This is a genomic window from Butyricimonas faecalis (assembly GCF_003991565.1).
Lineage (GTDB): Bacteria > Bacteroidota > Bacteroidia > Bacteroidales > Marinifilaceae > Butyricimonas > Butyricimonas faecalis.
On the sequence record NZ_CP032819.1, the window covers coordinates 1,184,825 to 1,208,548 of the forward strand.

Genomic DNA, 23,724 nt, shown 5'->3' on the forward strand with positions numbered 1-23,724 from the left:
AAATAACATGGAAGCGATTGTAAAAACAAATTTCAAATTCCCGGGACAGAAAGATGAATACGTCGGTAAGGTACGCGACGTGTATAACATCAATGACGAATACCTCGTTATGTTGGTATCCGACAGAATTTCCGCTTTCGACGTGGTACTCCCGAAAGGAATACCTTACAAAGGACAAATATTGAACCAAATTGCCGCTAAATTCTTGGACGCAACTTCTGATATCGTTCCGAACTGGAAAATAGCAACACCCGATCCGATGGTAACCGTTGGTCACAAATGCGAACCGTTCAAAGTAGAAATGGTTATTCGCGGTTATCTGGCCGGAAGTGCATGGAGAGAATATAAAGCAGGAAAGAGAACTCTTTGCGGGTTACCTTTACCGGAAGGGATGGTTGAAAACCAAAAATTCCCAACCCCACTCATAACCCCCACCACCAAAGCGATGGAAGGACACGATGAAAATATCTCTAAGGAAGAGATCATCTCTTCAGGGTTAATAAGTAAAGAAGACTACGAAACCATTGAGAAATATACGCTTGCCCTATTCCAAAGAGGAACAGAAATTGCAGCCAAAATGGGATTAATTCTAGTAGATACGAAATACGAATTCGGAAAGAAAGATGGGAAGATCTATTTGATTGATGAAATCCACACCCCGGATTCTTCTCGCTACTTCTATGCTGATGGTTATGAAGAACGCTTGGCTAAAGGAGAAAGACAACGTCAATTATCTAAAGAGTTCGTTCGCGAATGGTTAATGGAAAATGGATTCCAAGGAAAAGAAGGTCAAACCATTCCGGAAATGACCCCCGAAGTGGTAGCTAATATCACGAACCGTTATATAGAATTATACGAACATATCACGGGAACGAAATTCGAGAAGGCCGATTGTACGAATATTCTTGAACGCATCGAGAAGAATGTGAATGAATGTTTGGCTAGCTTATCAAAATAATAATCGAGTAGGAGGAAAACGAAGCAGTTTTCTTCCTACTTTCGTTTTCCGACCTCTCACACCACCGTACGTGCGGTTCCGCATACGGCGGTTCCTATTTTGGATACCAATCGAGATACGACCCTATTAAAGTAGCATACCCTGCGGAGCGTAGTTTATTGTTATCTATCGCCCTTTTTAGAATAGGGCTATCAGCTATTCGCCAATAGCCCTTGCGAGTATTTCCCCATTCGTATGCTTGATATTTATTGATACCACATATGATGAGGTTTGCCACTTTTGTCTTGGCTTTCTTCCAAGCTTTCCATATACACATGCGGATTCTACGCCTTAGCCATTCGTCTGTTACAAGCAAGAGACGCTTCATATTGGCAAGGTGATAATAGCCAACCCAACCTCTTATGTATTCTTTCAGCTTTTGCTTTCTCTTGGCATATCCCCATCCGTTGCTGCGACTTGTCAGTTCTTTCAATTTTGACTTCATCTTGTCCTTGGACTTGGGATGCACCGTGAGTTGGCATTTGCCTTTCATCACATAGAAGGAGTAGCCGAGGTATTTCGCTCCGCGCACATACGACACTACGGTCTTTTCCTTGTTGACTTTGAGATATAGAACATTTTCTATAAATCGGGTTATAGACTCCTTCACTCGCATTGCAGCCCTTTTTGACTTGCAGAATATCATCGAGTCGTCAGCATAACGCACAAAGGGGAGTCCTCTGCGTTCGAGTTCTTTATCCAATTCGTTGAGCATGATGTTACTCAACAACGGACTTAGCGGTCCTCCTTGGGGAGTTCCTTCCTCGCTCGCTTCAAACAATCCTTTGTTCATTACACCACTTCGGAGATATTTGTGTATAAGGCTGACTACTCTGCCGTCTTTTATCGTACGGCTGAGGATTTCTATGAGCTTGCTATGGCTCACGGTGTCGAAGAAGCGTTCAAGGTCGAGGTCTACTACATAGGTGTAGCCCTCGTTGATTATCCTTTGCGCTCCACGCAGTGCATCATGGCATCCTCTTCCCGGACGGAAGCCGTAGCTTGTCTTGGAGAATTGGTTCTCATAGATGGGAGTCAGTACTTGGTTGATGGCTTGTTGCACCACACGGTCTACAACCGTAGGTATTCCCAACAGGCGCATCTTGCCGTTGTCTTTGGGTATTTCTACCCTTTTCACTGGGTTCGGACGGTAAGAGCCGTCCATCAAGGAACGGATGAGCACATCCTTGTTGGTCATGAGCCATGGGAGCAACTGCTCACATGACATCTTGTCGATACCACCACAGCCTTTGTTTCTCATAACAGCCTTGTAAGCTCGGTTGAGATTCGTAGGACTGAGGATTTGCTCGAAAAGGTGTTCCTTGTAGAATGGTACTTCCACGATGTTGTCTTCACACATCCACATGAAGGTCTGCACTCCCCCATACCATTCGGTTTCCGACCTATCTCTTTGGGGGCAGCCATTAACTTGGGATAATGTTTTCTGCATTCTTTCCTTCATAAGGTATGTTTCAATTACTATCGTTTAATTGTTAGGTTCAGCCCTTCATGCAATGTTATCGATTATTGCAATACTATGGCATCTGCTGACTTCTCACGGCAAGCTTTACTCCGCTTCTTTCGTAAAAAAAAAAACTATTTGAAGCGTCCGTGAGACCTCCTCGGATAAGAGCATTGTCTTTCCATCTTATACCCACTTCATTTACACCGACCGTTCCGAATAGCTATAGGGCTTTGGCTTGTCGTGCAGCCTTACCCACGGTCATATGCCTTATATGAAGTTTCTGTCCGTTAGGTCAGATGTTTGCCGCCGGCTTCTTTCAGATTTCACCTCACGATGAACACCCTTGCCTTGGGCTATGTAATTCCCGCTATTAGGGCTTACTCGGGACTTGCACCCGTTAGACAATGCTCATGCCGAGCATACACCAATAAATACCGGTCACGAATATTGCTCGTGACCGGTATTTTATACACTAGGAATTTACTGAATATCCCTATTTATCTGCCACTTCTTTCAATAAATCACGCATACACTCCTGTACTTTCACGGGGTCGCCCACGTAATTATTCACAAGAATTGTAAAAGCTAATGTTTCTCCTTGTCGCGTTTTTAAATACCCGGCAAGCGCCCGAACCCCGGACATAGAGCCCGTTTTGGCCACGACATTCCCTCGTAAAACCGGATGATCGGAATAAATTCGCAAGCTCCAATCCACGTTTCCCCGCGGTAATGACAAAACAAAGGCATCACTTAAATACCTTCTTGCCCAAATCAATACATCCGTAAATACCTCTGCAGGGACGGCATTTGCCGGAGATAAACCACTGGCATCTTTCAACGTAATACCACATGAATCTATCCCCATATCACTTAATTCAGCCTTTACCGTTTTCGCATAATCTGTCGGACTGATTAATTCTCCTAATGCCTCGGCGAAAAGATTGACACTATTTTTATTTGTATAGTAAACGATATCTTTCAAAAAAGGAGAAACCATCGTCAGCAAGGCATGACGCTCTCCCTCTTTTATTTTTTGTTTATCCAACACGATTCCTTTCCCTTTCAATCGTTTTTCCAGTTCAGCCCTGAAACAAGCATCCGGATGGTGCATCGCACCCTTCACCGCAAAAGAAGAACGATTAACCAGAATAGTCCCTTGAATTAACAACGTCACAGCTTCCGGTCCCCCGTATATCCACGCGTCATTTCCATGCTTGGCGGAAGCCATCACTTCGTTCCGTAATTTTACTCCCGGAACAGCAGGAACAACAGACACGATTTTGGTTTGAGTACCCGACTTTCCAGACTTCAAGGTGATCGTGTAGGTATTATCCCGATAATTAAATGAATGGTAGAGAGCCCCGTAATAATTTGCCACGTCTTCCCATGGCCAAGACCCCGGAATACGGGCCGGCTCTCCTTCAGTTTCTATAATAATATTTCCATGAATCCGTTGGATTCCCAAGTTCTCCACCTTAGAAACAAGACTATCCATGAAGCCAGCTTGGGGAAAATATTTCGAATCCAATGTCGGATCACCTCCTGCCTGAATAACAATGTTTCCCAAGAGTGCGCCATTTTCAATCCTCCCAGTATAGAAAACCTTTGTTGTATAGGTTAGAGAATCTCCTTCCCGTTTTAATGCCAATGCAGAAGAAAGTAATTTAATCACGGAAGCCGGACGCAATGCCATCCCCGGATTATGCTCGTACACCACCTGCCCCGTTTCTACGTTTTTCACACAAACCCCTATTGCTGCATGTTTCACTTCATCCCTTCCCCACAGATTTCGTTCGTCTATTCGAGTCTGCCCTAACGCAGAGACCATAGAAATCAGCATGAAAAAAAGCAGCCAGCCGGATTTCATCATTCGGTAATTGATTTCAACACATTGTTTACATCCTCTTCCGTCCGGTGTAATTTGCTCTTACAAAATTCAACAAGCACCGCCATCCGTTTCACCTTTTCACTCAACTCATCCACATCCAACTTGTTTTCTTCCAACAGCTTTACCAAACTTTCAATCTCTTCCATCGCGGATTTATAGGTCAACTTATCTTCCATAACCGATTGTATTAGATGTTTGTTTCAATATCTTTAATTTCACTTCGAATAATTCCCCTGAATAATTCAGTTTCAAGCACATCCCCTTTCTTTACAGCCTCCGTTTCTCGAACTGCCTTTCCGTTAACACGCGTAATCGAGAATCCCTTCTCCAGTATATTTTTCGGGTCGACATACTTCATTTTAGTTTCTGCCAGCTCCAGAAAATAACGGTTAGCCGTAAACAGTTCTGTTATTTTACGCCCTACCGTCTTTTGTATATCTTCCAACCGATTCCTCCGGCGTTCCAATAATGTCCCGACTTTCCCTTCCACCTTCATTTTTAATTGGTCCAGCCCATTGATCCGCTCTTGTACAAAAAGCCTTGAGGCATGTTCTACTCTCCGGGATGATAAAGCCAGATGATTTGTCTGCCCCTCCAGAAAGAGACGGGTAAACTGCTTGAACTCCGTGATTCGTACCACCTGACGAGTTTTTTCTTCCTGCAATATCCTTTTGGTTTCTCTCACCAAGATTTCCTTTGCCTCTTCCAACTCACCATCCGCTTCAGAAAAGCATTCGATCAGAAAAGCTGCTGCAGCTGTCGGGGTTTTCACACTCCGATAAGCCACCCGGTCCACGATCGTCTCATCACGTTCATGCCCGATTCCGGCAAGAATAGGGATAGGGAACTGCGCTACGTTGGCAGCCAACTCGTAAGAATCAAAACTACCCAAATCCGTTTGTGAACCTCCCCCTCGAATAATTACCACCACATCAAAAAGTGATTCAAATTCGTAAATCCTTTCCAACGCGGCAATGATTGACTCGGTCGTTTTCTCTCCCTGCATAATGGCAGGAAATAATTTGGTATGGAAAGCGTACCCGTAAGCATTGCGATGCAACTGATCCACGAAATCACCATATCCGGCAGCTGTAGGAGAAGATATTATAGCCACGGTCTTCGGTAACATCGGAAATTCCAGTTCCCGATTCATATCAATCACCCCCTCCTGGGTTAATCGATCAATAATCTCCTTCCGTTTCCGCTCCAGGTCTCCAATCGTAAACGTGGGATCAATATCTTTTATATTCAAGGAATACCCATACAATTCATGAAAAACGATCTCAACACGAACCAGTACCTTGATCCCTTTCTGTAAAGATTTTCCCGTGGTAGTTTCAAAATAAGGTTTTAGCATCCGATAGGTAAACGCCCATATCGTAGCACGAGCCGTGGCAATCACCGCATCATCTTCCTCTCTCTTCTCCACCAATTCCAGATAACAATGTCCGGATCGATTCTCTTTCACATCAGCAATCTCGGCTATCACCAAAAAACTATCCGGGAAACGGTTCTTTAATTCCCGTTTTACCAAACAATTCAATTGGTATAATCCGATAGGCTCCATGCTGATTTAAGATTTATGATTTATGATTTATGATTTATGATTTGGGATTTGGGATTTACGATTTATGATTTATGATTTCAAAAATCTAAAATTATTCTAGTTTCAATTTGTTCAACTCAGAAATATAGGACAATAGTTCCACACGTCCCAATTTTGTTTCGGCAGAAGTAATAAACGCCATGGGCATACTTTCCCAGGTATCTTTCATCTTTTCCTGATACTTGGCAATACAATTCATCCGTTCCGTGGTTGTCAACTTATCTGCCTTCGTAAAGACCATCACAAAAGGAACCCCGTTCTCACCCAACCACTCCATGAAATCGAGATCAATCTTCAACGGATCATGTCGGCTGTCTATCAACACGAAAAGACACACCATATTCTCCCGTTTTAATATATAATTCTTTATCATGGAACTGAATTGTCCTCGCTGAGATTTAGATGTTCTAGCATACCCGTATCCCGGTAAATCCACCAGATACCATTCATTATTAATCAAAAAATGATTGATCAATTGAGTTTTTCCCGGACTAGCAGATGTCTTGGCCAATTTGCTATAATTTGTCAGCATATTGATCAATGAAGACTTTCCCACGTTCGATCTCCCAATAAACGCGTATTCGTGTCTATCCGGTGCCGGACATTTCTTCACATCCGTGTTACTTATCACAAAACTGGCACTCTTAATTTCCATCATTTTTCAATTTGAATATATAATCATTGAACACGAGAAAATGTAAAGCAAACTTTACACTTTCCCTGTTCAAATGTACAATTATTTTCTAGCCGCGAGAAGAGGATCTGTTGAAATTTCTCGGTTTTTTCGGATCACTTCCCGGTCTTCCCCTTCTCTTTCCACCGCTCTTTTCTTCCCGGCGTCCGCCGCCCCGGTGATCTTTCTTGTCCCGGTCACGACGTTCCCGTCTTCCAGAAAACTCGCCTCGACTTCGGTCATCCCGACGACGCCCTTTGTCACGCGTAGGAATAGCCTTTATCTCCAATGGAATACCATTAAAGAGGACCTTACTGAAATCTACAGCAAAATCAGGGGCACTCTCCTCGTCGATCTCGAATTTTGTATCTGTATCAAAAATACGGATACCTCCGACACCAATACCCCGACGGCGAGAATATTTATTAATCAAACCCATCAGATCACGAGGGGTCAACCCGTCTTCCCGACCGACATTCAGCATAAACGTGCTGTACGCGGTTTCTTCTCCACGTCCCCGACGATCACGTCGATCTCCCCGATCACCACGTTCAGAACGACCTCCCCGGTCATCATCACTGATGTTCAAATCGGCTGTATTCTTGTATTTCTTCAGTAACTTACCGAACTCGTAGGATACCAAATGTTGGATCAACTCTTCCTTCGATAGTTCAGCAAATTTTTCATACACCTCAGGAGCATACCGATCAATATCCTCCTGATCCTCTGATGCTAAAATCTTGTCTGCATAAAACATCAATTGTGCCCGACAAATCTCTTCTCCTACCGGAACTTGCTTGTACTCGAACTTCTTCTTCAAGATACCTTCAATCCGGCGTAATTTTCCTTTCTCTTTCGAGTGAATAATGGCGATGGAAATACCTTCCTTTCCGGCACGTCCCGTTCTACCGCTACGATGCGTATAGCTCTCCACGTCTTCCGGCAAATTGTAGTTGATCACGTGTGTCAAACAATCCACGTCCAACCCGCGGGCAGCCACATCCGTTGCCACCAATACTTTCAATCGTTTCGCCCGGAAAGCGTTCATCACGTTATCCCGTTGCGCTTGGCTCAGATCCCCGTGTAATGCATCGCAATCAATCCCGTCACGCTGCAAATGCTTCGCTATATCTTGCGCATCATTCTTCGTACGAGTAAAAATAATAGCATACATACTGGGGGAGCAATCCACAATTCGGCGTAGCGTTTCGTAACAATCTTTCGCACGAACCATATAATATTGGTGAGATACCGTATCCGCACCCTGATTTTTCTTACCCACGGAAATCTCCTTCTGGTTCACCAGATAATTCCGGGCAATCCGTTCTACCTCTTTAGGCATTGTTGCCGAAAACAGGTACGTATTTTTATCCTTAGGCGTGTTACTCAAGATAAAATCCAAGTCTTCCTGGAATCCCATGTTCAACATCTCATCGGCCTCATCCAGCACGACGGCAAACACGGTCTCGATATTCAACGCTTTCCGGTTCAACAAGTCGACCAAACGTCCCGGAGTAGCCACAACCACGTGTACCCCTTTTTGCAGTTCCTTCATTTGTCTCCTTATGTCCGTTCCCCCGTACACACAGGTCACACGAATATCCGGAAGGTACTTTGAATAGTTCTTCAAATCACTCCCGATCTGCATACACAACTCACGTGTGGGACTCAGAACCAGTACCTGCACACTATTCCATTCCGGATTAATTTTCTGTAATAACGGCAATCCGAAAGCCGCTGTTTTTCCCGTTCCGGTCTGGGCTAACACAACCAAATCATTTTCTTCGCCCAAAATAACAGGGATAGCCTTCTCTTGTACCGGACTCGGTGTTTCAAACCCTAAATCTGCAATTCCTTTAAGAATGTCCCCGTCTAATCCTAATTCTCTAAATTTTTCCATTAAACTGTTTTAAATTACACTCGTAATTTCTGATCTCCGATTCTTGATTTCTGATCTAAAGGTTGCTCAAACAACCTTTCCTAAGCTTCTAATTTCTAACGGAATTTTATTCAAATTCCTCCTCAAAAATCATCTTATGATTTTCCAATCCAAAATCAAAAATCCCCAAATCTAAAATTATCAAAGTCTGTCTATTTTTAAATGTCTCCGAGTATACGCCGGAGTCGTTGCCAATTCTTCTACTTTTTCGGGTGACAAATCCGGTTGAAGCACCACTTCCGATTCTTTTAAAATGACCTGTACGTAATCTTTTACCCCGTCTTTGATTTTCTTCGTACGAGCGGCATCCTCCGCCGTTTCCGAAGCATCTTTCACGGAAGAAGCTACTCCTTTCAAGGGTTTCGTGAACGTGTTTTCCACGTCCTCCATGGGGAAGCCGGTAGCAATCACCGTCACGGAAATTGCATCTTCCAGCGCCTCATCGGTTCCCACACCCCAAATAATAGCTGCATTATCACCTACTTCCTTGATCACGTAATTCGTGATTTCACTCATCTCATCCATCGTAATTTCATCCGTCCCGGATGTAATATTCAACAAGATGTCACTGGCTCCCAATATATCGCTCTTGTTCAGCAGAGGGCTATTCAAAGCCTCGGCAATCACCCGCTTAGCCCGGTCTTCACCGGAAGCTTTTGCCGCTCCCATAATAGCAATTCCGCTATCTGTCATCACCGTTCTCACATCGGCAAAGTCGACGTTTATATATCCCGGCAACGTGATAATCTCCGCGATACCCTTGGCAGCAATATTCAACACGTCGTTAGCTTTGGCAAATGCACTCGACAATGTTTGCGATCCGAATATCCGTTGTATCTTCTCATTATCTATGATAATCAAAGAGTCCACATGTTCTTTTAATCTTTTTACCCCTTCACGAGCCTGGTCCAACCGTTTCGGCCCTTCGAAGCGGGAAGGTATCGTCACGATACCCACCGTCAGAATACCCATATCCTTGGCTATCTTGGCAATTACGGGTGCCGCACCGGTTCCGGTTCCTCCTCCCATTGCCGCCGTGATAAACACCATCTTCGTATTGGTACTCAACAACGCTTTTATATCATCAATACTCTCGTTAGCTGCAGCCTCTCCGATCTCCGGTCGATTCCCCGCTCCCCGTCCTTCAGTCAGGGTCTTCCCCAATTGAATAATGGTCGGAATAGGACTATGTTCCAATATTTGCGAATCGGTATTACACAACACGAAATCCACGTCACAAATCCCTTGCTTGTACATGTATTCCACGGCATTACCGCCACCACCTCCGACTCCGATCACTTTAATAATCGGGGTAGTAATCTCAAACTGGTTAAAATTTATCAATCCGTCTACCATGATCGTCCATTATTACATTTGTGAATCCCTATTCATATCTTCATTGAACATATTTCCTAGCTTACGCTTGAACCAGCTATCCACATCCGGTACCTCGTTCTTTCCTCGTTTGCGTCCGTTCTCCAGTTCAAACTCCCGGTCATACTCCTCAATTCGTTTCCGGTGAATCTCCTCTTCCCGAACCGGTTCATCGTCATCATCATCGTCAAACACGATAGCCCGTTGACGTTTTCCGACATCCCGCCGCTGTTTTTCCCGCTGTTGGCGTAACCGACGACTCTCTTCCAACCTTTGCTTACGCGCACGCTCCTCTTCTTCCAACTTTCGGGCATCCACCGTCTGCATTTCCAAATCTTCCACCGTTTCCACCTTAAAAGAAATATTCGTCTTTTTCCTCTCAATCGGAGAACCGTTAAACCCAGTAGCAATCACGGCCACGTGCAATTCGTCACCCAGAGCATCGTCCTTACCGGCACCCCAGATCACGTCCACATCGTTCCCGACCAACTCTTTCACGTAATCGGTAATCAAGGTAATCTCGTCCATCGTGATCTCCTTACTACCGTACAGCATGTTCAACAATATATTAGATGCCCCCCGAATATCATTACTATTCAGCAAGGGCGATTCCAATGCCATCTTCACAGCCTCCAACGCACGATTCTCTCCAACCGATTCTCCGGCACCCATCAGCGCCACCCCACTATTCCGCATCACCACTTCCACGTCAGCGAAGTCCACGTTCACGAATCCCTTCAACGTGATGATCTCCGCGATGCTCTTCGCTGCGATGGTCAACACGTTATCCGCCATCTCAAATGCTTTCGACAACTTCAAATCCCCGTACATATCCCGCAACTTCTCGTTACAGATAATCAACAGGGCATCCACGTAATTCGACAACTCGTCAACGCCCTCCATCGCTTGCTCCACCCGCTTCCGTCCCTCAAAACTAAAAGGGATCGTCACGATGCCGATGGTCAGAATACCTAACTCGCGAGCTTGCTTGGCAATAATAGGTGCAGCGCCTGTCCCGGTTCCACCCCCCATACCTGCCGTGATAAACACCATTTTCGTGTTACGCTCCAATATCGTTTTGATATAATCCAGACTTTCAATGGCCGACTGTTTGCCGCGCTCCGGCAAACTTCCTGCTCCACGCCCCTCGGTAAGCTCCTTACCGATCTGAATACGATTTTTCACGGGACTAATCCGCAACGCTTGTATATCCGTGTTACACACCACGAACTCTACGCCTCGAATCCCCTGACGACACATGTGGTTCACGGCATTACTACCGCCTCCACCCACTCCGATCACCTTGATAATCGATTCTTCCTGTAGTGGAATATTCACAACCAATAAATCATCTTCATTAAGCATAGCTGAAAGGTCTTATATCATTTATTCTCTAAAAAAATTACTAAACCATCCGCCGGACTTGGGTTTCTTCACCTCTCGGCGTTCACACTGCAACAACCCAAAAGCCGTAAAATATGCCGGGTTCTTCAAACTAGTTTCCCGATCTGCTTTAACACTCGTCACCTTTGCAAAGCCAACCGAATGTCCCGATAACTTGGACAACAACACTTCGATCCCCGCCACCTGACAACCACTTCCGGTCAACAAAATCCCTTCATCCAAATCTTCGTAACAACCACTTTCCTGCATCTGAAAAATAGCTCCTTCCAACAATTCCTCCAAACGGGATTGCTCCACGTGTACCAGATCGTGGCTATCAATACAATATTTCGTATCGGGAATCATGATTTTCCGATTCTTACACGATGCTCGCAACGCCATGCCGAACTCTTCTTTCAGCTTGCGTGCCTTTTCCATGTCATTAATCGAAAATGCAGTATTAATATCCCGGTCTATCGTGCTACATCCCAATGGCAATTCTTCATCAAAATAAACCAACCCGTCTTGGAAGACCTGTACGTTGATACTATCTGCCCCCAGATCAAGCAAAGCAAAATTCAACATATCCGATCCTGCCGTAATCAAAGCCTTTTGCGCGGCTCCGGCCATCGAATAAAAATCAACTTTGTCAACCCCTAAATTAGCAAACATATCCCTCAAATCCCTCAATTCACTACTCCTCGCCACGTACACGTGATAATGAACATCCAACCGCTTCGCCATAACCCCCATCGGGTTCACCTCGCTCTCCTTATCCACGTAATAAGCGAACGGAACGACATCCACCACTTCCTCGTCACCGGCCCCCACCACGCTCCGACACTTCTTCTCCATCTCCTGCAAATCCCCTTGGTCTATACTCTTCGGACGGGAAAACTTAATATTTTCCCGATCTTCAATCTGTTTCACCCACGCCCCGCTTAAAGCGACATTCAAAGCATCAATATGAACCTCATACTCGCTCTTAAAGCGATCCAACAAACGCTGGATACACGCTTTTGCCCGAAGCTTATCAACAATTTTGCCTCGTTTAACTCCTTGTGAGGCAATACTTATGATACCGACCAAACGACAATCACTCCCGGACTTTTCTCCGAGAGCCATCACCATTTTTTCAGACCCCATATCCAAAGAAGCTACAAACCCCATAATAATATCTAATATTTCATTTTCTAACACAAACAACCTGGTTGTCAAACTTCAAATTGATCTCTTTGTAACGGTTCCACCCTTTCTTTGTGATCCCGTCCTTCAGAAACGACATTAATTTTTCCAACCTCGCCTCGCAATCATCCACCTTTCCCAACACGATCCGGAAATCCCCCACTTTAGGAATCATCACAACATCCTCGTTCGACCTCACGACCAATTGTTCGATATATGCATCCCAAAATGGTTCATTCTTCAATTTCATCGCGAAAGGACCCAGTTTCTCGCAAGCGAATTTTTTATTTATATCACCGGTTGCAACAACAACCCTGGAAGTAAACTTAGAAGACAACGGCATCACTCTCCCGTCACGATCCACATAATACCCTTCACCTGTTAGTACTCTCAAAATAGGTTCACGTTGCTGGATATTTACATGAATATAACCGTCTAAACTGTAGTAAACCTGAGCCGATTTAATCATCGGATTCTTGACAAGCACCCTTTCCAAACTATCTTTATTTACCGCCAATATACTTTTGTCCATAATGTCTCCGTATCCCTTCTTTATCGCCTTCATAACATCCTCCTCATCGACAAACACGTTAACATCCGTATGATTGACAGCCACCCGTACCCCTCTACATGTTACCTCCCCCGATTTTGTCGCCACAAAGGTAAGCACAATTATCAGGTATACAAGCAAAATGCAAGATAATATGTAAGGTAAAATGCGTTTCATTCTATTTTTAGGCTATAAATAAAGTTTCTCGTTTCAAATAACAGGTTGAATCAAATTTCTTTCTACCGGTTGCACCCAACCTGTAACTTGCAACTTGCAGAACCGCAGGTTCAACCTGCAACCCGGATCAACAATCCGGATGATTAAACATCTCCGTAAAAACCGGAATAAACCGGTCTATATCTCCGGCTCCCACTGTCATAAAAATCCCCTCCTTCACGTTTTCCTTCACGTACTCCGGGAACTCTTCCTTCGTCACCCGTACAAATGGAACAGTCAACCGATCGGCAATCAATTTCGACGTCACACCCGGAATCGGTTGCTCCCGTGCGGGATAAATATCCAGCAAGATCACTTGATCTGCAAGATTCAAACTCTTTGCGAATTCCGGGTAAAAATCATTTGTACGCGAGTACAGATGAGGCTGAAAGGCCACCGTCAACCTCTTAGCCGGCCACATCTCCCGAATGGAAGAAAGAGACGCCTCGATCTCTCGCGGGTGATGAGCGTAATCATCAATATAAATCAAGCGGTCACTCTTCGCGTGTATGTCAAATCTTCGGGAAACTCCTTTAAATAAAGGTAAAGCCTCTCGAATCTCTTCCGGTGTCACCCCCACACTCAAAGCCACCGTGATTGCAGCCGTAGCGTTCTCCACGTTCACCCGCCCGGGGAAACACATCCTCAAATCCTTTATCTCCAAATCTTTCCCGATATAATCAAACAAGTAGCTCCCATTATCCACCCGCAACCGATCGGCATAATAATCCGTTTTCTCCCCGGCAGCATAATGCCCGGTAATCGTTCTTTTCTTCAATTCCAACCCCTTACGCAAAAACAACTTTCCTCGTGTCTGCAAGGCAAATTCCTCGAAAGCCTCGATCAAATGTTCGCGCGTTCCGTATATATCCAGATGATCCGCATCCATAGCCGTAATCACTGCAATTTCCGGATGCAGATGCAAAAAGGAACGATCGTATTCGTCCGCCTCGATCACCACGTAATCCGAATCCTTATCGATCAACAAATTCGTACCGAAATTCGAGGATATTCCCCCTAGGAAAGCACTGCATCCCACGTGTGAATGATGCAACAAAAAAGCCAACATGGTCGTGGTTGTCGTCTTCCCATGCGTTCCTGCAACGCAAAGCGCTTTCTTGCTGCGAGACAAAAATCCCAACACCTCAGCCCGCTTATGTAAAGCATATCCGTTATCCCGGAAAAAACTAAGAATACGATTTTCCTTCGGTACCGCCGGGGTGTATACCACCAACGTATGCTCTTTATCCTGAAAAACCTCCCGGATATTCTTTACCTCATCCTCGTAAGTAATCTCAAACCCTTCCTCATCTGTCATTTTCCGTGTCAATGGCGACGGCGTCCGGTCATACCCCGCCACCTCGTACCCCATCACTTTAAAATAACGGGCCAATGCACTCATCCCAATTCCCCCAATACCCACAAAATATACCGCCTTTATATTCTTAATCTCCATAGTATGAATTTAAAATTTAAAATTTAAAATTTAAAATGGCAGACCATTCAATTCTAAATTTTACATTCTACACTTTACATTATTTTCAAAATTTCCCTAGCAATCACTTCATCCGAATTCTTCATCGCTAGTGTCAAGATATGATCTGATAAACTCTTCCGTTCTCCGTCATCCTGCAACAAGCGCTCCATCACTTCACCCAAACGCTCCACCACTTCGGCATCCTTCACCATCACGGCAGCTTGTTTGTTCACCAGTGCCATGGCATTCTTTGTTTGGTGATCTTCTGCCACGTTAGGCGATGGTACCAACACAGCGGCTTTCCCCAGCAAACACAACTCCGAGATTGTTCCCGCACCCGCTCGCGCTACCACCAGGTCAGCACAAGCATATGCCAAATCCATCCGTTTCAAAAATGGCATAAACTTCACGTTTTCCGGCATACGCCCCTTCAATTGCTCTTCCAGCTCCTTGTGATAATAACTTCCGCATTGCCAAATCACCTGCACGTTCTTCCACCCCGCAATCTTCTCCAACCACCTCACCATAGCCTTGTTAATCGACCCGGCACCCAGACTACCTCCGGTAATCAGCACCGTCTTCTTATTCGCATCCAACCCGTAGAAAGCAATTCCCTCTGCCCGTTCATTCGCGGCATTCAATAAATCCTTCCGCACCGGATTTCCTGTAAATATGATCTTTTCTTTCGGGAAAAAACGTTCCATTCCCTCGTAAGCTACACAAATCTTGGCTGCCTTCTTTGCCAGCAACTTATTCGTCACTCCGGCATAAGAATTCTGCTCTTGCAACACCAACGGAATACCGGCATTCGCGGCCACTTTTCCTATCGGTCCGCTGGCATACCCACCAACGCCTACCACGACATCCGGTTTAAACTCCTGCACCACACGCTTCGCTTTCTTCAAACTCCGCCACAAATTCCACAGCACTTTCAAATTACTCAACGTTAACTTACGCTGTAGTCCTCTCACCGGTAATCCCACGATCTTATACCCGGCTTCCGGCACTTTCTCCATCTCCATTTTCCCCTCTGCCCCCACGAACAGAATCTCTATATCCTTATCCAAGCGTTTTAGCGCATTCGCAATAGAAAGGGCAGGAAATATATGTCCTCCCGTTCCGCCTCCACTAATAATAACTTTTTTCATATCTCAAATATCTTCATGTTCAATTTTCCTCGTTCTCATCTTCCTCGTTTATACCTTGAGCAGCCATCTTTAGTTTCTCCTTCTCTTCCCGTTCTCCCTCTTCCGAGAAAGTATGACTGACACTCAGGATCATCCCGAAAGAGGCACTTGTGAACAACAGGGAAGTACCTCCCATACTCACCAGCGGTAACGGCTGTCCGGTCACGGGGAAAAGTCCCACACAAACCCCCATGTTAATCAATGCCTGAAAAACAATACACAAACCTAATCCGGTCACCAGAATTGCCGGGAACATCCTTGTACAACGTCGCACGATCACCCCCACCCGGTACAAAATAATCAAGTAAAGCAACATCACAATCCCGGCACCAACCAGCCCGTACTCCTCGACAATTATCGCAAATATAAAATCCGAATACGGGTGAGGCAAGAAATTCCGCTGCACGCTATTTCCCGGTCCCAAGCCCATCAATCCCCCCTTTGCCACGGCAATCTTTGCCTGATCCGACTGGTACGAATCGTCACTATCCGTCTCGCTCGGGTTCACGAAATGCTCGATACGACTCTTCACTGTCAGTAAACGCCCCGCTGACTTTAAATGCTTTTCCGGAACGATAAAAACAACCGCCAGCATCAAAATCACCAGTCCCACGATTACCCCGATCAACTTCACGTAAGTTTTCCAATATAAACGCCCGACAAACAACATCACCAGACAAACCCCGCCCAGTAACGCCGATGTCGAGAAATTCTCCATAAAAATCAAGAACAGCACCGGCACCACCAATGTCATCCGCCACAACACATTATCACTGCAACACTCCTCCGTCTGTTCAAAAGCTATCGCACGGGCACAGTACATAATAATCCCCAATTTTGCCATCTCCGAAGGTTGAAACGTAAACCCGATTCCCGGAATAGTCACCCAACGCCCCGCGTCATTCAACGTCGTCCCCGCAAACTTCGCCCACAACAGGAATATAAACGACATACCCAGCACGATCTTGGCAAATGAAAGGAAGTACTTGTAATGGAACGACTGTAACGTCAGAATCACCACCATACACCCGAACATCAAAAACAACTGCTTAATCAAATAATAACTGGTATTCCCTCCCCGCACACGAAATGCCAGACTCCCCGTCGAGGAATACACCACGATCAAAGAAGCCAGCATCAAACCGATAACCACGTACCACAACGTCCGATCCCCCTTAAATACCACTTTATTCTTTAGATTCAACATACTGATTTCTTGATTTTAGATTTATGATTTTAGATTCCAATCAGCTTACTAATTTTAGATTTATGACTTTCCCTCCATAAGATCGTTTTAATCGTAAATCGTAATTCATAAATCATAAATTAATTCATTTTAGGCTTTTCACCTTCTCCTTAAACATCTCCCCTCTATTCTCGTAATTCTTAAACAAGTCGAAACTAGCACAACAAGGAGAAAGCAATACCACATCCCCTTTTTCTGCCCGGCGATAAGCCACTTCCATCGTTTCATCGAGACTATGAGTATCCACCACTTCGCAAATCGGCGAGAACGATTCTATCAACTTTTTATTATCCACTCCCATACAAATCAACAACTTCACCTTCTCTTTCACCAAATCAAACAACGCGCTATAATCATTCCCTTTATCCGTTCCCCCGGCAATCCAAACCACCGGAGCGTGCATACTATCCAAAGCATACCAAGCCGAATCCACGTTTGTTGCCTTCGAATCATTTATGTAAGTAACTCCATTCACCACGTCCACCGTTTCCAGACGATGTTCCACCTGCGGGAAAGTTGTCAATCCTTTTCTCAGATCCTCGTCACTCACCCCTGCCTTCAATGCAGCCAGTATTGCTGCCATAGCGTTATACACGTTATGCCGTCCCTGGATCGTAATCTCCTGTTTGGCAATACGGAACTCCCGATTGCCCCACCGAGCCACTACCGTGTTCCCATCCATGTAAGCGTTTACCCCTACACAATCCGTGTAAGTAAACCCGACAGCCTCCGGTACGACATCTCCCCGTTCCACTCTCTCTCGCACCACTTCACAATCATAACCATATATAAACAAATCCTCCTTCCGCATATTATTCAATATCCGGAACTTTGAATTCGCGTAATTCTCAAATTTATAGTCATACCTATCCAAGTGATCCGGTGTAATATTTGTCAATATGGCCGTGTCACAACGAAACTGGAACATTCCGTCCAACTGGAAACTTGACAACTCCACCACGTAAACCCGGTGTAAATCGTCAGCCACTTGTGCCGCCAGACTATTCCCCACGTTTCCGGCCAGTCCCACGTCATACCCAGCTTTCTCCAATATATGATACAACAACAAGGTCGTTGTCGTCTTCCCATTACTTCCCGTAATACAATACATCTTCGCGTCCGTGTGTCGCCCCGCGAACTCAATCTCGGAAATCACCTCGATTCCTTTTTCCCTCAACCCCACGATCATCGGTAATTTATCCGGGATACCCGGACTTTTCACCACCAAATCCGCGGTGAAAATACGTTCTTCCGAGTGTTGTCCCTCTTCATACTCCACGCCCAATTCTTCCAACATGCGTTTATACTTGTCAGCCAATTTTCCCTTGTCCGACAAAAAAACCTCATATCCTAACTTCTTTCCTAACTTAGCAGCTCCCGCTCCACTTTCTCCTCCACCTAAAATAACCAAACGTTTCATCATTTTAGATTTTAAATTTCAGATTTTAGATTGAACCTTCTTGCGTCCGTTTCCCCTCCTGTGTAAGGAGGGGCTAGGGGAGGTAGTTCTTCATTCTAAACTCTACATTCTAAATTTTAAATTTCTTCTTATCGTATCTTCAACGTCACAATCGTTATCACCGCCAAGGCGATTCCCACGATCCAAAAACGTGTCACAATCTTCGGTTCCGGGATCCCCTTCTTCTGGAAATGGTGATGCAACGGGGACATCAGGAATATCCGTCGCCCCTCTCCGAACTTCTTCTTGGTGTACTTAAAATAGCTGACTTGCATCATCACCGACAAATTCTCCACCAGGAAAATACCACACAGGATCGGGATCAACAACTCCTTATGAATCATAATAGCAAACACGGCAATAATTCCTCCTAACGACAAACTCCCCGTGTCACCCATAAACACTTGAGCCGGGAATGAATTGTACCATAGGAACCCGATTGTTGCCCCGATAAATGCGGCGATAAACACCACTAGCTCTCCCGAATGCGGGATATACATGATATTCAGGTAATCCGCGTACACCATATTACCCGACACGTATGCCAAAATACCCAGCGTCGCCCCCACGATAGCCGAGGTTCCTGTTGCCAGCCCGTCCAATCCGTCTGTCAGATTCGCCCCGTTCGACACCGCCGTGACAATTATGATCGTGATAATAATAAACACGATCCAACCGATCTCCTCTGCATAGTCCCCGAAAAGCGCCCCGAACCAAGCGTAATCAAACTCGTTATTCTTGAAAAAAGGAATCGTCGTCTTGGTCGATTTAATATCTTTCGTCAAAACCATGTGGCTATTCTCGGCCACGAATCCCTCGTCCACCGTACTGGTTACCACTCCAACCTCCGAAATGGATACTTTCTCCCGGATCAATACGTCATCGCTCACATAAAGAGTTACCCCCACGATCAGTCCCAACCCGACCTGGCCAATCACCTTGAAACGTCCTTTTAAACCCTCCTTGTGCTTTCGGAACACCTTGATATAATCATCCAAAAAACCGATCAAGCCTAACCAGATCGTCGAAACAATCATCAACTGAATATACACGTTATCCAACCGGGCAAACAATATTACCGGTACTAAAATGGCCAGCAGGATAATCACGCCTCCCATCGTAGGTGTTCCTTTTTTCTGCATTTGTCCCTCCAATCCTAAATCTCGGATCTCCTCACCAACCTGTTGTTTCTGCAAAATACGGATAATACGCTTCCCCACCACCGTGGCGATCAACAACGACAAAATCACGGCGCAAGCAGACCGGAACGTGATATATTGAAACATCCCCGCCCCCGGGAAATCAAACTGTTCTAAATAATCAAAGATATGATAAAACATGACCTACAACTTAAATATTTCCTTAATAACCTCTTTATCGTCAAAATGATGTTTCACGCCCTTTATCTCTTGGTAATCCTCATGTCCCTTTCCGGCCACCAGTACAATGTCCCCCTTCTTCGCCAACATCAACGCCGCACGAATTGCCTCCTTCCGATCCGTAATTGCCAACACCCGGCTCTCTGCCTCTTCCGGAACTCCGGCACGCATATCCTCGATAATCGCGGCAGGTTCCTCGCTTCGCGGGTTGTCGGACGTTAAAATCACCCGATCGCTCAACCGACAAGCCACCTCCGCCATCTCCGGTCGTTTCGTCCGGTCCCGATCTCCCCCTGCACCAACCACCGTGATCACGGTCCCATCCTTCTTCAGTTCCCCGATCGTTGACAACACATTCTCCAACGCATCCGGTGTATGCGCGTAATCCACGATAGCCATCACCCCCTCGTTAGACAAAATCGTCTCGAAACGTCCGGACACCGGCACCAGCATACTCATCACGGGCAACAACTCCTCTTTCTCGAACCCTAATAACCGGGCACTCGCATATACAGCCAACAAATTATAAGCATTGAAATCCCCTACAAACCTAGTCCACACCTCACTGCCATCCAGCAACAACAACGTTCCATCCAAATGCCGTTCCAGCGTCTTGCAGTTAAAATCCGCCATTCGCTTGCAGGAATATGTATATTTACGGGCCACCGTATTCTGCAACATCACCATGCCGTTCTTGTCATCCCCGTTCGTCAACGCGAAAGCCTTCTTCGGCAGACGATCAAAAAATGCCTTTTTCGCTTCGATATACGCTTTAAAAGTTTTGTGATAATCCAAATGATCATGTGTGATATTCGAGAAAATCGCCCCGTCAAAATCCAACCCGCTAATCCGCCTTTGGTCAATGGCATGCGAACTCACCTCCATAAAACAATACTCACATCCGGCATCCACCATCCGCCCCATCAGTTCGTTAATCTCCATCGCGTCCGGTGTCGTGTGAGTAGCGTGTACCCTCTCGTCACCGATATAATTACACACCGTCGACAAAAGTCCGGCTTTCTTTCCCAGCAAGCGCACCAGCTCGTACAACAATGTCGCCGTCGTCGTCTTTCCGTTCGTCCCGGTCACCCCAACCACCTTCATCCGGCGGGAAGGATTCCCGTAAAAATTAGAAGCCATTATCCCCAATGCCTCCGAAGAATTAGCCGTCTTCACGTAAACCACCCCCTCTTTCAACTCTTCCGGCACCACTTCACAGACAACCGCCACGGCTCCCGCCGCCACCGCTTTCCCGATATACTCGTGTCCATCCGCACTAACCCCTTTCTGGGCAACAAACAAATCCCCCTTTTCGACTTTTCTCGAATCGAAGTGTATCATCTTAACCTCTACCTCCGGTCTCCCTTGCACGATCTCATAGGTAACCCCGTCTAACAGTTCTTTCAAATTCATCTCGACTTATTCATTTTAAATTTTAGATTTTAAATTCTAAACTCTAAATTTTAAATTCTAAATTCTTTATTATCTCAATTCTATATGTACATAACTTCCCCTTTTTACCTTCCCGCCCGGAGTCAACGATTGCTGGCTCACGGTACCAACGCCACTCACTCCAACCTTCAATCCACTATTCTCCAACAGATATAAAGCATCCCTCAGCCCCATTCCCTTCACGTTCGGCACCAACGTCATATCCACATTCCGGGCTTTTAGAACGAACTCCGTTCCTTCCTTATCCCGCGAAGTCATCACCCAATCGGCACGCCCCACCTTGTCCTCTGTCACGTTAATCCCCAACTCGTCATATATCTCCAAAAAATCACTCTTTAATCCATTCTGACTGATCGGCAACGTCTCATCCTTCTCCTCCTCGCCCTCGTTATAATCTCCCATCAACGATGCCATCGTGTAAACCTTATCGGCAATTTCCTTGAACACGCTACCCGAAACTACATTCCCGTAGTACCCCACCGACTGCGACGGGTTATCCACCACCACGATACACGAGTACACCGGCTTATCCGCCGGAAAATACCCCACGAAACTAGCCCGATACTTCGGTTCCGAATTATACCCTTTCGACCCGGCAGCCACCTTCGCTGTTCCTGTTTTCCCCGCAATCTTGCAGGCTGCATTCTTCAAATTCTTCGCAGAGCCATTCTCGACAACCCCTTCCATCATCTGTTTCATATAAGCAACCGTCTGCCGGCTACAAATATGACTGCTCACCACCTCCGGCTCGAACCGTTCCACCACCCGACTTCCGTTACGAATCTCCTTCACGATACGCGGTTTCATTCTCTTCCCGTCATTCGCCAGGGCGTTATAAAAAGCCAACACCTGCAAGGGCGTGATCTTTAATTCATATCCAAAACTCATCCAACGCAGTGTGGTACCACTCCACGTCTTATCCCCCGGATATTTGATATAAGGCTCCGCCTCTCCGACCAGCTCGATACCCACCTTTTTGTTCAAGCCCATCGCGTACCACCGGTTCACGAACTTCTCCGGTTGTTGCCTGTAATGCTCGTATACCAATTCTGTAATACCGTTCAATGAACGCTCAAAAATCCCCTGCACGGTTACCTTACCAATCGGACGCCTAGACTCTCGCAACGTCACTCCGTTATGCGTGTAAACACCATCTCCCAAGTCAATGGTGTCCCCCGGGTGAACATACCCGTCTTCCAACAAAGCCACCATCGTCGCCGCCTTGATCACCGACCCCGGTTCCGCGGCATCCCCGATGGCGTTATTCAACACCTCCCGATACCCCGTTGCCGTCTTCGACACGTTCGCAATGGCCTTTATGTCACCCGTCTTCACGTCCATCAAAATAGCCGTACCTGCACTAGCCTTATAATGCTCCAACTGCCGGGTCAAAGCCCCCTGCACAATATCTTGACACTCCACGTTAATCGTCGTTACCACGTCATTTCCGTCCACGGGATCATCCACCGTCACCGACACCCACCGTCCCGACATCATCTGCCGGATACTCCGTCCCGGTTCTCCCCGCAACTGATTCTCGAAAGCCCCCTCAATCCCCACGCGGCCCTCAAAACTACCGTCCTTCGCCTCGTTCAGATACCCGATCGTCCGGTAGGCCAGATCCCGGTGCGGTTGCAAACGCACATTCTCCCGTTCCAAAATCAAACCACTCCGTGTACCCCTCTCCCGAAAAATAGGAAATTTCTTAACCTCCAACAAGTCGGTGTAAGAAACTTTCTTCTTGTTCACAAGCAAATAACGATTCGGCTTCGCCCCGTACTTCCCTTGCCACAACTTCTTCCGGTACTCCGCCGTCGGGGCATCTTTAAAGAAACGGGACAACATCATCGACAAACTATCCACCTTCTTCCGGAACAACGTGTCCGGAATCGCCTTACAATCCAGCCTCAACGAATAATAAGGAACCGAACTCGCCAAAATACGCCCATCATCCGCGTATATATTTCCCCGGTTCGGTGCAACTTCAAAATCCTTAAATGACACCGAACGCCCCATCTTCCTCCACTTATCTCCTTCCCATATTTGCACGTGCAGAGCCTTTATTACGATCAGGGCAGCAATCACCATCACGATCAGGTACACAAGCCCCAACCGTCCGGCCAATTCATGTTTTATAGATGCTGCCATATTTAAGTTAAAAATTAAAAGTTAAAAACTAAAAGCTCGTTCTCCATCGTAAAATCATTTAGCCTTTAACCTGTTACTTATATAGTATTCACTGTTTTCA

At 45.9% G+C, this 23,724-nt stretch carries 18 protein-coding genes; 1 reads left to right on the forward strand and 17 read right to left on the reverse strand.

Annotated features, from left to right (window positions below):
* Nucleotides 1-7: 7 nt before the first annotated feature.
* On the forward strand, nucleotides 8-958 hold the full coding sequence (locus tag D8S85_RS05170) for a phosphoribosylaminoimidazolesuccinocarboxamide synthase (RefSeq protein WP_106479874.1): 951 nt from the start codon (nucleotides 8-10) through the stop codon (nucleotides 956-958).
* Nucleotides 959-1,052: 94 nt separating this feature from the next.
* Here the strand turns inward: D8S85_RS05170 and ltrA are convergent, their stop codons facing one another.
* From ltrA to D8S85_RS05255, 17 genes are all read right to left on the reverse strand, one after another.
* Nucleotides 1,053-2,459 (reverse strand): group II intron reverse transcriptase/maturase, encoded by a 1,407-nt coding sequence (gene ltrA / locus D8S85_RS05175; RefSeq protein ID WP_127074879.1) that lies wholly within the window; start codon nucleotides 2,457-2,459, stop codon nucleotides 1,053-1,055.
* Nucleotides 2,460-2,955: 496 nt separating this feature from the next.
* Entirely contained in the window at nucleotides 2,956-4,332 is a 1,377-nt protein-coding gene (gene dacB, locus D8S85_RS05180; protein WP_127074880.1) for a D-alanyl-D-alanine carboxypeptidase/D-alanyl-D-alanine endopeptidase, read from the reverse strand.
* Nucleotides 4,329-4,526, reverse strand: coding sequence for an exodeoxyribonuclease VII small subunit (gene xseB / locus D8S85_RS05185; RefSeq protein WP_106479876.1), 198 nt, complete (start codon nucleotides 4,524-4,526; stop codon nucleotides 4,329-4,331). The genes dacB and xseB overlap by 4 nt, the downstream gene beginning before the upstream one ends.
* 11 nt (nucleotides 4,527-4,537) lie before the next feature.
* The gene (gene xseA / locus D8S85_RS05190) at nucleotides 4,538-5,917 is read right to left on the reverse strand and encodes an exodeoxyribonuclease VII large subunit (RefSeq protein WP_106479877.1); all 1,380 of its coding nucleotides are present in this window, start codon (nucleotides 5,915-5,917) and stop codon (nucleotides 4,538-4,540) included.
* A gap of 91 nt (nucleotides 5,918-6,008) precedes the next feature.
* The gene (yihA, locus tag D8S85_RS05195; RefSeq protein ID WP_106624987.1) at nucleotides 6,009-6,611 is read right to left on the reverse strand and encodes a ribosome biogenesis GTP-binding protein YihA/YsxC; all 603 of its coding nucleotides are present in this window, start codon (nucleotides 6,609-6,611) and stop codon (nucleotides 6,009-6,011) included.
* An 88-nt stretch (nucleotides 6,612-6,699) separates the two neighbouring features.
* Complete coding sequence (locus D8S85_RS05200; protein ID WP_106479878.1) at nucleotides 6,700-8,529, reverse strand: DEAD/DEAH box helicase; 1,830 nt, start codon at nucleotides 8,527-8,529, stop codon at nucleotides 6,700-6,702.
* Nucleotides 8,530-8,709: 180 nt separating this feature from the next.
* Nucleotides 8,710-9,924, reverse strand: a complete 1,215-nt coding sequence (gene ftsZ, locus D8S85_RS05205; protein WP_106479879.1) for a cell division protein FtsZ — start codon at nucleotides 9,922-9,924, stop codon at nucleotides 8,710-8,712.
* 12 nt (nucleotides 9,925-9,936) lie between these two features.
* On the reverse strand, nucleotides 9,937-11,307 hold the full coding sequence (ftsZ, locus tag D8S85_RS05210) for a cell division protein FtsZ (RefSeq protein ID WP_106479880.1): 1,371 nt from the start codon (nucleotides 11,305-11,307) through the stop codon (nucleotides 9,937-9,939).
* Between the two features lie 21 nt (nucleotides 11,308-11,328).
* The gene (locus tag D8S85_RS05215) at nucleotides 11,329-12,525 is read right to left on the reverse strand and encodes a cell division FtsA domain-containing protein (protein WP_127074881.1); all 1,197 of its coding nucleotides are present in this window, start codon (nucleotides 12,523-12,525) and stop codon (nucleotides 11,329-11,331) included.
* Nucleotides 12,512-13,168 (reverse strand): cell division protein FtsQ/DivIB, encoded by a 657-nt coding sequence (locus tag D8S85_RS05220; protein WP_228423137.1) that lies wholly within the window; start codon nucleotides 13,166-13,168, stop codon nucleotides 12,512-12,514. The genes D8S85_RS05215 and D8S85_RS05220 overlap by 14 nt, the downstream gene beginning before the upstream one ends.
* 196 nt (nucleotides 13,169-13,364) lie before the next feature.
* A complete protein-coding gene (murC, locus tag D8S85_RS05225; RefSeq protein WP_106479882.1) occupies nucleotides 13,365-14,732 on the reverse strand; it encodes a UDP-N-acetylmuramate--L-alanine ligase in 1,368 nt (455 codons plus the stop codon).
* A 74-nt stretch (nucleotides 14,733-14,806) separates the two neighbouring features.
* Nucleotides 14,807-15,901 carry an undecaprenyldiphospho-muramoylpentapeptide beta-N-acetylglucosaminyltransferase gene (gene murG, locus D8S85_RS05230; RefSeq protein WP_106479883.1) on the reverse strand — a complete coding sequence of 365 codons (1,095 nt, stop codon included), beginning with the start codon at nucleotides 15,899-15,901 and terminating at the stop codon, nucleotides 14,807-14,809.
* 19 nt (nucleotides 15,902-15,920) lie between these two features.
* Complete coding sequence (locus D8S85_RS05235; protein ID WP_106479884.1) at nucleotides 15,921-17,147, reverse strand: FtsW/RodA/SpoVE family cell cycle protein; 1,227 nt, start codon at nucleotides 17,145-17,147, stop codon at nucleotides 15,921-15,923.
* A gap of 124 nt (nucleotides 17,148-17,271) precedes the next feature.
* A complete protein-coding gene (gene murD / locus D8S85_RS05240; RefSeq protein WP_106479885.1) occupies nucleotides 17,272-18,606 on the reverse strand; it encodes a UDP-N-acetylmuramoyl-L-alanine--D-glutamate ligase in 1,335 nt (444 codons plus the stop codon).
* 128 nt (nucleotides 18,607-18,734) lie between these two features.
* Entirely contained in the window at nucleotides 18,735-19,985 is a 1,251-nt protein-coding gene (gene mraY / locus D8S85_RS05245) for a phospho-N-acetylmuramoyl-pentapeptide-transferase (protein ID WP_106479886.1), read from the reverse strand.
* Nucleotides 19,986-19,988: 3 nt separating this feature from the next.
* Nucleotides 19,989-21,437, reverse strand: coding sequence for a UDP-N-acetylmuramoyl-L-alanyl-D-glutamate--2,6-diaminopimelate ligase (locus tag D8S85_RS05250; RefSeq protein ID WP_106479887.1), 1,449 nt, complete (start codon nucleotides 21,435-21,437; stop codon nucleotides 19,989-19,991).
* Nucleotides 21,438-21,506: 69 nt separating this feature from the next.
* Nucleotides 21,507-23,624 carry a penicillin-binding protein gene (locus tag D8S85_RS05255; protein WP_240648894.1) on the reverse strand — a complete coding sequence of 706 codons (2,118 nt, stop codon included), beginning with the start codon at nucleotides 23,622-23,624 and terminating at the stop codon, nucleotides 21,507-21,509.
* Between the last annotated feature and the right edge of the window lie 100 nt (nucleotides 23,625-23,724).

Bases quoted from the DNA above. Each gene is read 5' to 3' on its own strand.
- murG (WP_106479883.1), bottom strand. From the start codon at position 15,901: ATGAAAAAAGTTATTATTAGTGGAGGCGGAACGGGAGGACATATATTT.
- yihA (WP_106624987.1), bottom strand. From the start codon at position 6,611: ATGGAAATTAAGAGTGCCAGTTTTGTGATAAGTAACACGGATGTGAAG.
- murD (WP_106479885.1), bottom strand. From the start codon at position 18,606: ATGAAACGTTTGGTTATTTTAGGTGGAGGAGAAAGTGGAGCGGGAGCT.
- D8S85_RS05250 (WP_106479887.1), bottom strand. From the start codon at position 21,437: ATGAATTTGAAAGAACTGTTAGACGGGGTTACCTATGAGATCGTGCAA.
- xseB (WP_106479876.1), bottom strand. From the start codon at position 4,526: ATGGAAGATAAGTTGACCTATAAATCCGCGATGGAAGAGATTGAAAGT.
- mraY (WP_106479886.1), bottom strand. From the start codon at position 19,985: ATGTTTTATCATATCTTTGATTATTTAGAACAGTTTGATTTCCCGGGG.
- D8S85_RS05170 (WP_106479874.1), top strand. From the start codon at position 8: ATGGAAGCGATTGTAAAAACAAATTTCAAATTCCCGGGACAGAAAGAT.
- D8S85_RS05235 (WP_106479884.1), bottom strand. From the start codon at position 17,147: ATGTTGAATCTAAAGAATAAAGTGGTATTTAAGGGGGATCGGACGTTG.
- ftsZ (WP_106479879.1), bottom strand. From the start codon at position 9,924: ATGGTAGACGGATTGATAAATTTTAACCAGTTTGAGATTACTACCCCG.
- ltrA (WP_127074879.1), bottom strand. From the start codon at position 2,459: ATGAAGGAAAGAATGCAGAAAACATTATCCCAAGTTAATGGCTGCCCC.
- D8S85_RS05200 (WP_106479878.1), bottom strand. From the start codon at position 8,529: ATGGAAAAATTTAGAGAATTAGGATTAGACGGGGACATTCTTAAAGGA.
- murC (WP_106479882.1), bottom strand. From the start codon at position 14,732: ATGGAGATTAAGAATATAAAGGCGGTATATTTTGTGGGTATTGGGGGA.
- ftsZ (WP_106479880.1), bottom strand. From the start codon at position 11,307: ATGCTTAATGAAGATGATTTATTGGTTGTGAATATTCCACTACAGGAA.
- D8S85_RS05255 (WP_240648894.1), bottom strand. From the start codon at position 23,624: ATGGCAGCATCTATAAAACATGAATTGGCCGGACGGTTGGGGCTTGTG.
- xseA (WP_106479877.1), bottom strand. From the start codon at position 5,917: ATGGAGCCTATCGGATTATACCAATTGAATTGTTTGGTAAAACGGGAA.
- dacB (WP_127074880.1), bottom strand. From the start codon at position 4,332: ATGATGAAATCCGGCTGGCTGCTTTTTTTCATGCTGATTTCTATGGTC.